Here is a 13,789-nt window from a genome sequence, read left to right as displayed (position 1 = left end):
TCAGCTGGTGACGGCGTAGTTTTCCAGCGTCTTCTTCACCGCGCGCTGGTACGTGCCGCTCAACGCCTTCTCGCCGTCTTCCCCGCCGAGCGGGTTCTGCAGCACGTCCACCCGGATGATGTTGTTCCCGCTGATCCAGGTGCCGCGGTACGAACCCTTGTCGGAGGCGATCTTCTTCTGGAAGTTCAGCTTCGGCGGCATACCCGGCAGCGGTTCGGTGATCTGCACGAAGCCGTTGCTCGTCTGGTACTGGCGCAGCTGCTTGACCAGGTCACCAGCGGCACCGGGGCTGGTCAGCGGGATGACCGTGACCGAGATCTTCGCCGGCTGGGGGCCTGTCTCGTCGGGCTGCTTCTGCGAGCCGCGGTACGCGACCTGCTTCACGCCGGCGGCGATGACCAGATCGGCCTCGCCCTTTTCCATGCCGGTGATCTCGGCGAGCTGGGCAGCGGTGATCACACCGCTCTTCGCGTCCTCTTCGCCGGACTGCTCCGGGATCTTCTCGAACAGCAGCTCTTCGGGCGTCTTCGGCTTGGCCGACGACGTCGGGGGCGCGTTCTGCGACTGGGTCGGCTGCGGCGCAGCGGTCGGATCCGCCGGGTCGTCACCGCCGCCGGAGAAGGCGAAGTAGCCGCCGACGCCCAGGCCGGCGAGGACCAGCACGGCGACGATCGCGATGATCGCGATCTTGCCGCCCTTGCCCTTGGGCTTGTCTTCGAACAGCTCGGGGCCCTGCTTGACCCATTCCGTGCTGCCGACCGGCGAGATCGGCGGGAAGTCCGAACCACCCCACGGCGGGCTGGCGTCGTTGTCGGTCCAGCCCTGCTGCTGCGGCTGTTGCTGCTGCGGGTAGCCGTGCTGCTGGGGCGGCTGCTGCGGGAAACCACCCGCGGGCGAGGCCTGGCCCTGCTGGGGGAAACCGCCCGCCGGGGACGCCTGGCCCTGCTGCGGGAAACCACCGGGCGGCGACGCGACCGGGGGCACGACCTGGGTGCGGTTCGGGTCGGCCTGCTGTTGCTGCCAGTTCGGGACGACCTGGGTCCGCTCGCCCTCACCGTTCTGCGGCGGCTGGTTCACCGGGGCGATGATCTGGGTCGAGTCGGCGCTGGGCTGACCGGACTGCGGAGCCTGCGGGGGCTGCTGCGGCGCCTGCGGTTGCTGAGGCTGCTGGAAGGGCGACTGCTGGAAAGGCTGCTGGGGCTGCTGGCCGGGCTGCTGCACCTGTTGCTGGGCAGGGTCGCCGTACGCGACCGCTGAGGACAGCACCTGGTCGCGCCGGAGCCGGTAGTCGTCCGCGGAGAGGCGGCCAGATGCGAGCTCCTCGTCCAGATTGCGCAGCTCTTCCTGCCAGGACACCACCAGCCCCCTTAATCCGATTCAGGCGGGAAAGTACGCTCCCTGCCCTCGCGATACCACCACTGCGGTGACCTCGCACATTCTGCACTGCCCGGACTCGGCGCGCCCTCGCGGGTCGAATCGTGATCTCCCCGCGACCTGCGCTTCTCAGCTCGACGGCAGAACGGTGTCCAACGAGGTCAGCGTCTGCTCCAGACGGGTGTCGAGCGCCTGCGAATCCCCGCCGAGCGGCTGCGAGACCCACGTCGTCACGGCCATCGTCCCGGACACATAACCCATGCCGCTGAGCTGGCCGTTCTTGTTCGCGCCGACGAGGGCGAGCCGGTCGCCGACGCGCTGCTCGCGCAGTCCGGCGTTGATCGAGTTCTCCCGGAAGTAGTTGACGATCGCGGTGGCGTCCTTCGCGTCGTTCGCCGGGATCACCAGGACGAGGTAGCCGTTCGTACCTTCGTTCGAACCCTTGTAGGTGACGGAAGTGATGTTCTTCGAAGTGAGGTAGTCGGCGGCGGCCTTCGAATAGAGATTGAGTTCGACACCCTTCGCGACCGACATCGTCGAGTTGTCCTTCGACGGCGTTCCCGGCAACGCGGGCAGCCGGTCTTCCAGCGGCGTCTGGGCACTGTTCGGCTGGCTGGACGGCGCGAGCCCGGACAGACCGTCCGGCGGCTGGGCCACGCTCGGCTGCTCGGCGACGTTCGAGGACGACGACGAGCCCAGCCACAGCGTCCCGCCGATGATCAGCGCCAGCACGACCAGAACCCCGGCGCCGAGGAACAGCCACGTCGGCTTGCGACCGCCGGTGACCGCGTAGTCCTCGGCCGGCGCGCTGTGCCGCGGACCGGGTTCGGGCGCCAGCGGCGGAAGCGGCCGGTGCAGCTGGTGGGTCGACGGCTTGTTCCGGACCGGCGGCGGCTCGGCGCGCAGGTAGACCGTCGGATTGATGTCGGCGGGAGAAGGCGCGGTGGTCTTGTGGTCCTCGATGCGCGGGACGACGCTCTTCTTCTCTTCGCGCTGGGGTTTCCCGGTATCGAAAGGCTGCGTGCGCTGTTCCGACGGCGGCGCGTAAGGCTGCTGAGGCTGTTGGTACGGCTGGGGCTGCTGAACCGTGACGGTGGGCAGGTCGACCGGTCGCGCCGCGGGATTGGTGCTGTGCCAGGCTCCGCCTGGCTGTCGCAGCGGTGAGGGGACCGGTGACGGCATCGTCCCGCCGGAGGCCTCCGCCAGGAGTTCGTCACGCTTCTTGCGGTGTTCGGCGTGCCCGATGCGACCCGCGGCCAGCTCGACGTCCAGCTGTCGAAGCTCGTCCTGCCAGCTCATTTAGCCCCCTGCCGCCGGGTGTGGGCAGCCAGTGTTGCATGCACCCTTATGGGTGGTTGATGTGGTCTTTCCACATTCTCGCGTCCACAAGCGACCCTGGTCCAGCATCGATCTCGCGTCCGGTCACCGGGAGGCCCCTTCATCCTGCCGGCGGTACGGTGGCGGACGTGGGAAGTGCCGGGTGACGGAAATCGACGAGTGCCGCAGTGCGTTGCGCGAGCTGGCCATCGGCCGGCTCGCCGGGCGTGACGTCCGCACGTCCCACTTGGTCGAGGCCGGTCTGGACGCGATCGTCGCCGGACTCGACGTTCCCTCCCTCGGCCTGCTGGCCGGGCTTGAGTCCGCGGGCGAAGACGCCGTCGACAAGGCGCTCCATCAGGTGGTCGACGAACTGGGTATCGAACTGCCCGCCGACCCCACGGCCGCGCGGTGGTCGCTCATCCACGGCTGGCTCACCGCGATGGTCAAGGGCGACTTGTCCCCAGCGACCGGCGGCGCCCTGGTCAGCGAGGTCGGCGAGCTGCTCGGGTCGCCGCCGTCGCTGCGGGGGATCGCACGCTGGTCGGCGATGCTCGAGAACTGGATCCCCACCGACCTCACCCCGAGGGACGTCTGCGAGGTGCCGATCCTCGAGGAATCGGCCGAGTTGCTCGAAGGCCCGTGGCCCCCTGGTCCACGTCACCCGTAAGGCGCCGGTTTCTGTCGTACATGTGTTCTAAAATCGTCGTTGTACAGCAGGAACAGCGGCGAAAGGCAGACACGGATGGCCTACATCACCCTGCCCACGTTCGTGGGATACAGCACGAGCTCGGGTCCCTCGCGTTCCTCTTTCGTCCGGCGCTGGCGCCGTCAGTACGAGGACCCGGCCAGGGGCGGGTTCAACTTCTACCTCCGCGCCGCGAACGCGATCCGGGCCGGGCGGATCTCCGGCCGGGATCGCGAGGTGCTGCGGGCCCTCGTCGAGAACGCGGACGAGCGCACGCGGCCGCACTACGCCGAGATCGCCAACGGCTGGCTGCGCTACCTGGGGCGGCGTGACCTGCGGCTGGCCGAGGTCGGCCGGTCACGCTGGCGGCTCGGCGCGCTCGAGGTGGGCATCAACCCGCATCTCGGGCTCCGCAAGGGTGACGGTCCGGTCCACGTCACCTGGCTCTACTTCAAGGAGGAGCCGTTGAGCCGGGACGCGGCGCAGCTGGTGCTGTGGCTGCTCGAACAGACCATGGACGAGCTGCGCCCCGGCGGCCGTCCGCTGGTGATCGACGTCCGGCGCGCGAAGGAGTTCGCGCTGTCGCCGCGTGATCGCGACAAAGTGCGGCCGTGGGTGCGAAGCGAGGCGTCGGCCTTCATGAGCCTTTGGGAGGCGGCCGCATGATCGAACGACGGCGAGCCCGCATTCGGTGGGCTCGCCGTTCACGCACCGTCATTCTCACGGTTCTCGCGACGGCGCAAGACACCTGATCAGGTGACAGTTTTACGGACTGCGCCCACGAGCTGGACAACTCGGGCCCCGAACACGAAGCTTTCCCAGTCTTAATCGGCCGAACCACCGAGGGTCGCTCGTGAACAACGCTTGGGAAGCCATCTCCAGGGTCGCAGATGAGCCTGCTTGGTACTGGGTCTACGACAAGCTCGCGTTCTGGCCGAGCACCTACTCGCACGCCTGGCCGGGTTTCCGTGAACCCGCCCCGTCCGTCGCGTGGGACCTCGCGCCCGGCGGACTCGACCGGTCGTCGGCCGAGTTCCGGCTCGGCCCGTACGCCGTCGAGCAGAACGACGTCGCGCGTGTCGCCCTCTCGGCGCTGAAGGACTGCGTCGCCGAGGACGAGTGGGTGTGGGTGCTGCACTGGCAGCACCAGTCGTACCGCTTCTACCCGCATCGGCACGCCGCGCTCGACCCGTGGCCGGTCCCGGTGTTCCCGCGCACGGACTACCACCTGTTCCTGGCGAACGACTTCCGCTTCGGCACGCTCGGGCATCCGTGGGAGCGGACGCTGTGCGTCTACGGCGAGAAGCTCGTCCCCGCCTTCGAGCGGCACGGCGAGCAGGTTTTCAAGAACGCGCTCCGGCGCAACGGCTCACCGGCCGCGTTGGCGGGCTGACCGCCGTCCGATGGGCGGACCTGCCTAAACTCAGGCCGGTGTTCGAATATCACGGGTGGGTGACCATCCAAGCGAGCCCTGCCGGTGACGATGACGCGGCGCTGCTCGAGCGCATCGTCGAGCGGGTGCACCGCGCCGTCCGCGACTTCGACGACGGCGACCTGGTGGACCTGCGCTGGGCCGCCGGCGTGCCGGTGCTGCACCTGGGCGGCATGGACAAACACGGCACGACGATCGGCCCCGAGCTGGTGGACCTGTTCACCCGCGTCGGCGACCTCGCGCCGGGCTCCTACGGTCTCCTGCACGTCTGGGATGACCAGGACCCCGAGCACGACAACGAGTTCAAGGTGTACCGGATGGCCCGCGGCCTGGTCACCGAACGCGGCGACGACCACCTGTCCCCGGTCGCGCCGACGGTGATGGACGGCTACGAGATCTGAGCGGCCGCCCGCGGGTTGGGATCAACTGATTTCCATGATTCGATTCGACTCGCTCAGCAAGGATTTGCTCAGGGCGCTTGCTGCATCCGGATGGAGCGTGGGCAGGAGAGTTGACGTCGGCCAATGGATAAAGCCGTTGGAGGATGAAGGGTACAGGGCTCACCCCTTGGCTGAAGAAATCCTCGCTGTGCTCGGCGGGCTCTCGATCGAGCCGGTCAATCGAGTCGGCCCGAACTTCAGTAATGACGAGCCTTATGATTTCGATCCTCTTGCCGCTGGAGCAGGGCATCGTGATCTAGCGGAAGAGGTGGAGCGTGTTCTCGGCGGGGACTATTTCCCGATCGGTGAATGGCTCAGTTATTCAAGTGTATTCGTCGAGGCTGAGGGGAGGGTGGTTGCCGCTGGCATGGGCTGGATTTGGGAACTCGGTTCCACCTTTGAATACTCACTGGAGTTGGCGGTCTGCGCGAATCGCCCGCTGGTTTGCCTGTACTCCGATCCGGGACTCGATCCTTGGCCGAGGCCCGAGTCCCGTTAGCGAATCTCGGCCGCGTCGGGCCCGCGACCCGTTCAAAGCGCCCGCGCTCTAACCCTTTCCGGCGTCCTTGATCGTGGTGATGCGGTGATACGTGCCGTCGCGATAGGCGAGAACGACCGGGTCCTTGACCTCCGGCGCCGCGACGGCCTGCCAGCCGGAGCGGCCGGTGCCGTTCATGAACTGCGAGATGTCGTCGCGCGGGAGGCCCACCGTGCCCCCGCCGACGACCTTGCCCGCGCCGTCGGTGATGAGGATGCACTGGGCCTGTTCGCCGCCGATGAGTGCCCAGCCGTTGATCTGCTTGTCGCCGGTGACGGGCGCGGTGTCGACGGCGCCGGCGGTGTCCTTGGTGCCGTAGCCGGGGCCCTTGAGTTCGACGGCCTTGGCGAGGTCGACGGTCGTTCCGAGTTCCGGTCCGCCCGCGCCGCAGCCCAAAGTGAAGTCCGGCGTGAACGGGTAGATGCCCATCGTCCGCTCCTGCTCGAGGAAGTCGGGATAGGCGAACATCTTGCTCATCACGCCGCCCGCGTTCACCTGCATCGCCACGCCGAGAACGGGTTGGTAGGCGTACCGATAGCGGGTCGCGCCCGCGGCGGTGTTGCCGATCGCGTAGACGCAGAGGGCCATGACGAGCGCCAGCGGGATCGCCTTGAGTCGCAGCGCCCGCGGCCCGCGGGTCACCAGCAGCACGAGTACCGCGCAGACGCCGAGGAGCCCGATTCCGACGTAGCGGGACGACATGCCTTCGGTGGCGTTGTAGCCACCTCGGCTGACGCCGATCATCGCGCCGTTCAGCGTCACCTGGGCCGCGAGCCCGAACCAGCCCGCGACGGCGGCGACCGGTGCCGGGCCGTCGAGGGTTCCGGCGAAGTTCTCGGCTTTGGTCGCCAGTCGCTGCTTCACGGCTGTCGCGGCGAGGACACCGAAGAGGCCGACGGTCAGCGCGCCCGCGAGGAACGCGAGATCCGGTGACTTGGTGGACCAGGACTGGCCGATGGTGCTGGTCATGGCGCCGAGATAGGTGTCTGCGCCGACGACGTTCGGCTTCTGGTAGCTCGGCGGCCATGGCGCGATGCGCCAGAGAACGAAGACGACGAGGCCGAGGCCGAGTGGAAGCGCGGACTTGACCCGGCCCTCGCCGCGGAGCCAGAGGACGAGCGCGAGAACGATCCACACCGGGAACGCCACACCGTGCCCGAGGCTGCCCATGAAGGCGAAGAGGAAAGCCGGGATGAGCTTGCCGTGGTGCGCGAAGGCGATCGCGATGACGGCGGGGGCGAGGCCGAGGAGCCACTGGACGCCCATCATGCCGTCGCCGAAGTACTCGACCGTGCCGGCGGAGAACACCAGTCCGGAGAGTCCGGCGACGACGCCGGCGCGGCGCAGGCCGGTGAGAGTGCGGGGCAGCATGCTCCACAGCGCGGCGAACATGCCGGCGGCGAGAATGACGCTGAGGAAGCCGAGTGGGGTCTGGGTGCCGGCGAACAGTTTGGCGTCGAGCCAGAAGACGAGGCCGACCAGCACGATCGGGTGCTCGTGGTAGAGGTGGAACAGCTGGGCGACGTCCAGGTTGCCGTTCTTGTCGGCGACGAGGCCGAGGACGACCCAGTAATCCGCGTGGTTGATCTTGGGGGCACGGACGACCTCGGCGATCGACAGCACGATCGGTACGGCGGTCAGTGCCCACAGGGCCCAATAGGGGAGGCGATCGAGCAGTCCGCGCTTCGCGGGCTTGCCCGGTTCAGGCGTTTTCCGCTCGGCTTCCATCGTCGCGACGGGGCCGCCGTCGCGCGTGTTCTCACTCATCCGTGCTTCCCCACCCTCGAAGATCCGGCCCACAAAGTACCGAACTCCCAGGTAGGCGCCGCCCTCAGCACCACAACGTATGCACAAATCCGAATTACTACGGTCGTGTGACTCTGCTCACCGAACCTGTAGCACTTAGTAACCACGAAGAAAGCCGAAGCAAACGAAGATCAACAAGAGGGTCAGACTTACGTGCCCCATACCCACCCGCAAAGGCGAGGTGAACGAACCGTGGGGCTCCGGGGGCTCGGCCCCCGGAAATTATGGCGAGCAGGCCCTGGTCCAGGCGTTCCCTGGACAAGACTCTCCCACCTGCGAGCGGATGACGGGATTCGAACCCGCGACCCTCACCTTGGCAAGGTGATGCGCTACCAGCTGCGCTACATCCGCATGTACCTCAGCGCTTCAACACTCGTTTGAAGCAGTGGAACAACCATACACCGACCGTCCGTAGCGGTTTTAACCCACCCCGATAGGTGCTTCGGTGTCACACCTGGCGTACAAGGGGTGACGACGGCTGCATACCTCCGTATGGTGTCCCCATTCGACCGAATGGTGAGTCCTTCGGGGAGGAGGTGCCTGGCCGGATGACCGAGCAGGGCACGGTGCCGCTTCAGGCGGCCTCGGAATCCGACGAGCAGGCATTGCTCCAGCGGCTCCGCGAAGGGGAGGACGCCGCCTTCGGGGAGCTTTTCGAACTTCACGCCGCCGCAGTGCGGCGGCTGGCCCGCAGTCTGGCCTCCGATCGGTCGGAGGCGGAGGACATCACGGCCGAGACCTTCTTCCGGGTGCTTCAGGCGTTGCGCCGGGGCGCCGGGCCGCGGGACTACGTGCGGGCGTATCTGCTGACGGTGGCTCGCCGGGTCTCGTGGGAATGGCACGGCGCGCGCCGTGACGTGCCGGTGAGCGACGACGAGCTGTCGTTCCGGGCCGGGGCGGGGGCGGACACCAACGCCCGGACGGCCGAGCATTCGCTGATCACGACCGCCTTCACGAGTTTGCCGGAGCGCTGGCGTTCGGTGTTGTGGCAGACCGAAGTCGAGGGCGAGCAGCCGTCGATGGTCGCGCCCCATTTCGGGCTGAGCGCGAACGCGACGGCGGCGTTGGCGCGCCGGGCGCGGCAGGGGCTGCGGGCGGCGTATCTGCAGGCGCATCTGTCGGTGAACCGCGGACCGGATTCGTGCCGGGCGGTGGTGGAGAAGCTGGGCGGGTTCACCGCGGGCAGCGTCACCGGCGCCGAGGCGAGCCGGATCAAGGCCCATCTGATCGGCTGCCAGTCTTGCCGGGCTACGCACGACGAGCTGCGCGACGTCTGTTCTTCGCTGCGGGCGCACGCCGGTGTGGTGGCACTGCTGGTGCCGGGCGCCGCCGGTCTTTACGCGAGCGGGTCGTCCGGGGCCTTGTCGGGATTCGCCGCTTCGGTCAAGGGGCTTCTGCTCGGGTCGAAGATGAAGGTCGGCATGGCGGTGGCGTCGACGGCGGCCGCGGGAGCGGTCGGGATCGTCGCTGGTCCGGCCGTGTTCGGGACCGACGTGACTCACACCATCGGGTTGTCCGGGGGAGGGCTGCCGGAGCTGGCGTTGCTGCCGCCGGTGCAGGTCGCCCCGCCGGGCCAGGGACAGCCGGTGCAGATTCCGCCGCAGCGGATCGCCGAGGACCAGCTTCACGGCAAGGGCTCCTCGCCGAGGCAGACAGGGCTGGGGCCGGGTTCCGAACTCGGCGTGGCCGACGTGCCGAGCCTGCCCGGCGTGGGCACCTCGCGGAAGGAACTCGCCGGCGGCGACCTCGTCGTGCAGCCCCCTCCCGAGCAGAAGCCGGTGCAGGAGACCGCCCCGCGGAACGAGGTCCCGGAAAGCGGCTCGAACCAGACCACCTCGAAGCGGGACGACATCCCGCCGCCCGACGAATCGCTCAGCCCCACCGAGGAGTCGCTGAGCCCGACGACGACCACGACGCCGCGGGACTCCACGGAGTCCACGAACCCGAATACGCCGGAGTCGACGACGGACCCGGAAGGGTCCACTTCACCGGCTTCGGGCACCCCCGAAAGCACGACCGAACCGTCGTCCGGGGAGTCGTCGGAGCACGAGCCGAGCCCGGTGAAGCCGACTTCCCACTATCCGGAACCGGGCGTCGACTACCCGACCTGCCCGTAACGCTCGAGAGGGCCGTATCGCCTTCGAACTCTCGCGAATCATGCCGTGGTCACGGTACGGTGGGGGTCGCTCACGACGAGCGAGCGGCCGCGCGGGAGGCGACTGAATGAACCGGCTGGTGCACGGCGAGGACGGCCGTGACTGGGTGGTCCGAGCCCAGATGGAATGGCGTGCTCCCGCGACTGCGGACGACTTCGAGCACGATGTGGCCGGCAGCTACGGCCCGGGGATCGCGATGATCGCCGTGACCGCGGTGCTCGCGATCGTGCTCATCATGTGGACACCGGCGGACGTGATGATCCCGTCCTGGGTTCCGCTGGCACTCTTGCTGATCGCGTTGTTCTTCCCGCTTCGGTGGATCTTGCGCCGTCCGTGGACCGTGGTCGCCGAGACCGAAGGCGATCTGGCGGGTGACAGGCCGTCCGAGCGCTGGGTGGGCACCATCCGCGGCATGTTCACCGTGCGCGGCGAGGTCTCGAAGATCACCAAGACCATCCAGAAGCACTCGCTGCCGGATTTCGACGGCCCCCTGCACCCGGTGGAGTAGTCGCGGCGGCCTGAACGCGCGAGACTGGGGCCATGCCCGAGTTACCCGAGGTCGAAGCGCTCGCTCACCACCTGCGTGAACACGCGGTGGGCAAGACGGTCTTCCGTATCGACGTGTCATCCCTCAGCGTGCTGAAGACGGCGACACCGCCGTGGACGGAGCTGCACGGCCGCGAGGTCACCGGGGCGGGCCGGTTCGGCAAGCATCTCGACCTCGTCGTCGGCGACCTCCACCTGGTCGTCCATCTGGCGAGGGCGGGCTGGCTGCGCTGGTCCGACGCGTTGTCGCCGACGCCGCTCAAACCCGGCAAGGGGCCGATCTCGCTGCGCGTCCACCTTGACGCGGCCGCGGGCCCGGGCTTCGACCTCACCGAGGCCGGCACGAAGAAGGGCCTGGCCGTCTGGATCGTGCGTGATCCGGAGAAGGAGGTCGCCAGTATCGCGCGGCTCGGGCCGGACGCGCTGTCACTGGACCGGTCGGGACTCGAGAAGCTGTTCGCCGGGCGCACCGAACGGCTGAAGACGGCCTTGACCGACCAGTCGCTGATCGCCGGGATCGGCAACGCCTACTCCGACGAGATCATGCACATGGCGAAGCTTTCCCCCTACGCCACAACGGGAAAGCTGTCCGAAGGGGCGCTGGACGGGCTTTCCGAGGCGATCCGCGAGGTGCTGACCAGCGCCGTGACGCGCTCGGTCGGCCAATCCGCGGCCCGGCTCAAGGGGGAGAAGCGGTCCGGGCTGCGGGTGCACGCGCGGACCGGGCTGCCGTGCCCGGTCTGCGGCGACACGATCCGCGAGATCTCGTTCGCGGACAAGTCGTTCCAGTACTGCCCGACCTGTCAGACCGGGGGGAAGCCCCTCGCCGACCGGCGGATGTCGCGCCTGCTCAAGTGAAACGCGGGCAGGCAGAGGGCCAAAACGTGGTCAGCAGAGGGCGGCCATCACCGCGGGCATCGGCGGCTTCGGCACCCGGCGGCCACCGTGCACGTCCGCGGCGAGGTCGTACACGTTCAGCGCCAGCACGATTTGTTTCGAGCCGTCCTCGGTGCTCATCGAGACGCTGAAGAACCCCGGCCCGGCCCCGGTGTTGCCCCAGACGGTCTTCGGGTGACCCGGACAAGGCAGGGTGAGGGTCTCCACCCCGGCGCCGTACGCGCCGAACTCACCGTGCGGCACCAGCCGCTTGAGTTCCGCCTGCTGCGCCGGCGCCAGCAGCCGTCCTGCCAGTAAAGCGCGATGGAACGTCGCGAGATCGTCGACGGTCGACACCATCGCGCCGGCGGTCCAATCGTACGAAGGGCTGAACACCGTCATGTCCTTCGCCGGGGTGCTCATGTCGTATCCGTGCAGATGCGGCCCGCGCAGGAATGGCGACCAGACCGGGAAGTACGTCCGGCCGAGGCCGAGCGGATCGAGGAGCCGCCGCTGGATCTCCTCGCGGACGTCGCGGCGGGTGACCTGCTCGATCACCTTGCCCAGCAACAGATATCCGGTGTTCGAGTACTGCACGCCCGCCCCCGGCGCGAATGACGGACGGTCGGCGAGCGACCGCCGGATCACCTCCGACGGCGTGATGACGTGCGCCCGGTTCCCCTGCACGAGGTACGGGTCGAAGAAGTGCGGATCCAGCGGATCGTGCAAGCCGCTGGTGTGGTTCAGCAGCATGCGCAGCGTGATCTTGTCCGGCTCGTAGCCCGGTCCGCGTACGACACCCGGCAGTCGTCGCTCCACGGTGTCGTCGAGCGACAGCGCGCCTTCACCCGCCAGTCGCAGCACCACCGTGGCGACGAACGCCTTGGTGTTGCTGGCGATCCGGAATCGGTGATGCGGTCCCGCGAGTTCGCGCGTGACCGGGTTCGCGTACCCGGCGCCGAACCGCGAAACCGTCTCACCGTTCCGTACGTGGACGACCGCTCCCGGGAATCCCCCTGCTCCGACGAGGTCCGCGACCGCCGCGCGCACCGGGTCCCCCGTCGCGGCCGCCGTCTCCGCCGACGCGCTCGCCAGCAGGACCCCCGCCAGCGCCCCCGCGACGACTTTCGCCGTTCCGTGCATGGTGTTCCTCCCCCGGAAGCGATTGCCTGTGGAGGAGTCTTTCCCGGTCGACGGGGAGCGACCATGGGGACACCACCCCGGTCTTGGGTAGGGTCGGCTCCACCCTCAGTTGTCACAACTCAACGGAAAGTGGGGAGCAGGCCTTGCACCCGGTTGGTCGAGCGCAGAGCATGGACGCCGTGTCCGGGCTCGAGATCGCGCAGATCATCCCTTGGGGGGTGGCGCTGCTCCTCGCGATCCTCGTGGTCGTCCTGCTGATCAAGCTGCGGCGCCCCGCGAGCATCGTGGAGAACGCGGTGCTGCAGGCCGTCCACCGGATGTCGAAGGCGACACCGGACCTCCGCGAGGGACTCGACGAACAGGTCGCCGACAAGATCACCAGCCAGCTGCTGGAGATGCTCGACTGCGTCGCGGTCGGCATCACCGACAGCGAGGGCACGCTGCTGTCGTGGGACGGCGAGGCCAACGACCACTACGTCGACCTCGTCGACGCCATCGGCAACGCGATCCGCAAGCACCGCCGCGAGGTCGTCGCGCACGACAAGATGCCGTGCAACCACCGCGGTACCTGCCGGATGCGGACGGCGGTGATCGTGCCGCTGATCGTCGAGGGCGAGACCGAGGCCGCGCTGATCGTGGTCGGGCGCACGCGCGGGCGGCTGGTGCAGATGGCCGACGCGGTCGCGCAGTTCGTCTGCACCCAGTTCGAGTTGGCCCGCCTCGACGAATCGAAGAACCAGCTCCAGCAGGCCGAGATCAAGGCGCTGCGCGCGCAGATCTCGCCGCACTTCGTCTACAACGCGCTCAACACCATCTCGTCGCTGATCCGGACGGACCCGGAAGAGGCGCGAGAGCTGCTTCAGGACTTCGCCGACTTCACGCGCTACTCGTTCCGGACGTCGGGCATGTTCACCTCGCTCGCCGAGGAACTGCGGAACATCGACCGGTACCTGACCATCGAGAACGCCCGCTTCGGCGGACGGCTCGAGGTGCGGATGAAGATCGCGCCCGAGGTGCTCTCGGTGGTCGTCCCGTTCCTGATCATCCAGCCGCTGGTGGAGAACGCCGTCAAGCACGGCCTGGCGTCCAAGCCGTCGGGCGGCTGCGTGACGGTGATCGCCGAGGACTACGGCGCCGAGGCGCTGATCAGCGTCGAGGACGACGGCATCGGCATGGAGCCCGCCAAACTCGCGGACCTCCGCAGCCAGCACCGCACGGGCGCGCACGTCGGACTCGGCAACATCAACCAGCGGATGCAGCAGGTGTTCGGCCGCGACTACGCGCTCATGGTCGAGACCGCTCCCGGTGCCGGCATGAAGGTGACCCTGCGGGTGCCGAAGTTCATGCCCGGCGTGCGGCCGAACCTGCCGGACTTCTCCGCCGACAGCGCCGCTGTCCCGCCGCAGGGCGGTCCGAGTGAGGCCAGCGGGGTGAGCGGTTCGCGCAGCGGCGTGCTGCCGTCGTGAACGTCGG

General features: G+C 68.4%; 13 protein-coding genes and 1 tRNA gene. 9 read left to right on the top strand and 5 right to left on the bottom strand.

All coding sequences use genetic code 11. From position 1 onward, the window contains the following. Together SD37_RS41230 and SD37_RS41225 are read right to left on the bottom strand one after the other, a co-directional pair. Positions 1-1,359: a flagellar basal body-associated FliL family protein gene (locus tag SD37_RS41230; RefSeq protein WP_052674790.1), complete on the bottom strand. Its 1,359-nt coding sequence runs from the start codon at positions 1,357-1,359 to the stop codon at positions 1-3. Positions 1,360-1,503: 144 nt separating this feature from the next. After that, positions 1,504-2,673, bottom strand: coding sequence for a flagellar basal body-associated FliL family protein (locus SD37_RS41225; protein ID WP_044849600.1), 1,170 nt, complete (start codon positions 2,671-2,673; stop codon positions 1,504-1,506). A 181-nt stretch (positions 2,674-2,854) separates the two neighbouring features. Here SD37_RS41225 and SD37_RS41220 point away from each other — a divergent pair, with 181 nt between their 5' ends. From SD37_RS41220 to SD37_RS42425, 5 genes are all read left to right on the top strand, one after another. Beyond that, positions 2,855-3,361 carry a hypothetical protein gene (locus SD37_RS41220; RefSeq protein WP_044849601.1) on the top strand — a complete coding sequence of 169 codons (507 nt, stop codon included), beginning with the start codon at positions 2,855-2,857 and terminating at the stop codon, positions 3,359-3,361. A 75-nt stretch (positions 3,362-3,436) separates the two neighbouring features. After that, on the top strand, positions 3,437-4,045 hold the full coding sequence (locus SD37_RS41215; protein ID WP_037315678.1) for a class I SAM-dependent methyltransferase: 609 nt from the start codon (positions 3,437-3,439) through the stop codon (positions 4,043-4,045). A gap of 187 nt (positions 4,046-4,232) precedes the next feature. Beyond that, positions 4,233-4,772 (top strand): DUF2716 domain-containing protein, encoded by a 540-nt coding sequence (locus SD37_RS41210; RefSeq protein ID WP_037315675.1) that lies wholly within the window; start codon positions 4,233-4,235, stop codon positions 4,770-4,772. A gap of 38 nt (positions 4,773-4,810) precedes the next feature. After that, positions 4,811-5,212, top strand: a complete 402-nt coding sequence (locus tag SD37_RS41205; RefSeq protein WP_037315672.1) for an immunity 7 family protein — start codon at positions 4,811-4,813, stop codon at positions 5,210-5,212. A gap of 34 nt (positions 5,213-5,246) precedes the next feature. Beyond that, the gene (locus SD37_RS42425; RefSeq protein ID WP_083255231.1) at positions 5,247-5,750 is read left to right on the top strand and encodes an SUKH-3 domain-containing protein; all 504 of its coding nucleotides are present in this window, start codon (positions 5,247-5,249) and stop codon (positions 5,748-5,750) included. 48 nt (positions 5,751-5,798) lie between these two features. Here the strand turns inward: SD37_RS42425 and SD37_RS41200 are convergent, their stop codons facing one another. Both SD37_RS41200 and SD37_RS41195 read right to left on the bottom strand, forming a co-directional pair. Further along, positions 5,799-7,556, bottom strand: coding sequence for a hypothetical protein (locus SD37_RS41200; RefSeq protein ID WP_065913078.1), 1,758 nt, complete (start codon positions 7,554-7,556; stop codon positions 5,799-5,801). Positions 7,557-7,873: 317 nt separating this feature from the next. After that, positions 7,874-7,946, bottom strand: a tRNA-Gly gene (locus SD37_RS41195). Between the two features lie 197 nt (positions 7,947-8,143). Between SD37_RS41195 and SD37_RS41190 the strand changes: the two genes are divergently transcribed. The 3 genes from SD37_RS41190 (at position 8,144) to SD37_RS41180 (ending at position 11,155) form a co-directional block, all read left to right on the top strand. Then, positions 8,144-9,712, top strand: coding sequence for a sigma-70 family RNA polymerase sigma factor (locus SD37_RS41190; protein ID WP_044849603.1), 1,569 nt, complete (start codon positions 8,144-8,146; stop codon positions 9,710-9,712). A gap of 106 nt (positions 9,713-9,818) precedes the next feature. Further along, entirely contained in the window at positions 9,819-10,259 is a 441-nt protein-coding gene (locus tag SD37_RS41185) for a hypothetical protein (RefSeq protein ID WP_044849604.1), read from the top strand. A 32-nt stretch (positions 10,260-10,291) separates the two neighbouring features. Then, positions 10,292-11,155 carry an Fpg/Nei family DNA glycosylase gene (locus SD37_RS41180; RefSeq protein WP_044849605.1) on the top strand — a complete coding sequence of 288 codons (864 nt, stop codon included), beginning with the start codon at positions 10,292-10,294 and terminating at the stop codon, positions 11,153-11,155. Positions 11,156-11,185: 30 nt separating this feature from the next. Here the strand turns inward: SD37_RS41180 and SD37_RS41175 are convergent, their stop codons facing one another. Continuing rightward, complete coding sequence (locus SD37_RS41175) at positions 11,186-12,316, bottom strand: serine hydrolase domain-containing protein (RefSeq protein WP_044849606.1); 1,131 nt, start codon at positions 12,314-12,316, stop codon at positions 11,186-11,188. 170 nt (positions 12,317-12,486) lie between these two features. Between SD37_RS41175 and SD37_RS41170 the strand changes: the two genes are divergently transcribed. Further along, a complete protein-coding gene (locus tag SD37_RS41170; protein WP_044849607.1) occupies positions 12,487-13,782 on the top strand; it encodes a histidine kinase in 1,296 nt (431 codons plus the stop codon). The last annotated feature ends 7 nt before the right edge of the window (positions 13,783-13,789 follow it).

This window comes from Amycolatopsis orientalis, assembly GCF_000943515.2.
Classification (GTDB): domain Bacteria; phylum Actinomycetota; class Actinomycetes; order Mycobacteriales; family Pseudonocardiaceae; genus Amycolatopsis; species Amycolatopsis orientalis.
This window is presented reverse-complemented; position numbering and strand designations above follow the sequence as displayed.

Coding starts and splice junctions, on each gene's coding strand:
- SD37_RS41175 (WP_044849606.1), bottom strand. CDS start 12,316: ATGCACGGAACGGCGAAAGTCGTCGCGGGGGCGCTGGCGGGGGTCCTG.
- SD37_RS41225 (WP_044849600.1), bottom strand. CDS start 2,673: ATGAGCTGGCAGGACGAGCTTCGACAGCTGGACGTCGAGCTGGCCGCG.
- SD37_RS42425 (WP_083255231.1), top strand. CDS start 5,247: ATGATTCGATTCGACTCGCTCAGCAAGGATTTGCTCAGGGCGCTTGCT.
- SD37_RS41200 (WP_065913078.1), bottom strand. CDS start 7,556: ATGAGTGAGAACACGCGCGACGGCGGCCCCGTCGCGACGATGGAAGCC.
- SD37_RS41190 (WP_044849603.1), top strand. CDS start 8,144: ATGACCGAGCAGGGCACGGTGCCGCTTCAGGCGGCCTCGGAATCCGAC.
- SD37_RS41170 (WP_044849607.1), top strand. CDS start 12,487: ATGGACGCCGTGTCCGGGCTCGAGATCGCGCAGATCATCCCTTGGGGG.
- SD37_RS41215 (WP_037315678.1), top strand. CDS start 3,437: ATGGCCTACATCACCCTGCCCACGTTCGTGGGATACAGCACGAGCTCG.
- SD37_RS41180 (WP_044849605.1), top strand. CDS start 10,292: ATGCCCGAGTTACCCGAGGTCGAAGCGCTCGCTCACCACCTGCGTGAA.
- SD37_RS41185 (WP_044849604.1), top strand. CDS start 9,819: ATGAACCGGCTGGTGCACGGCGAGGACGGCCGTGACTGGGTGGTCCGA.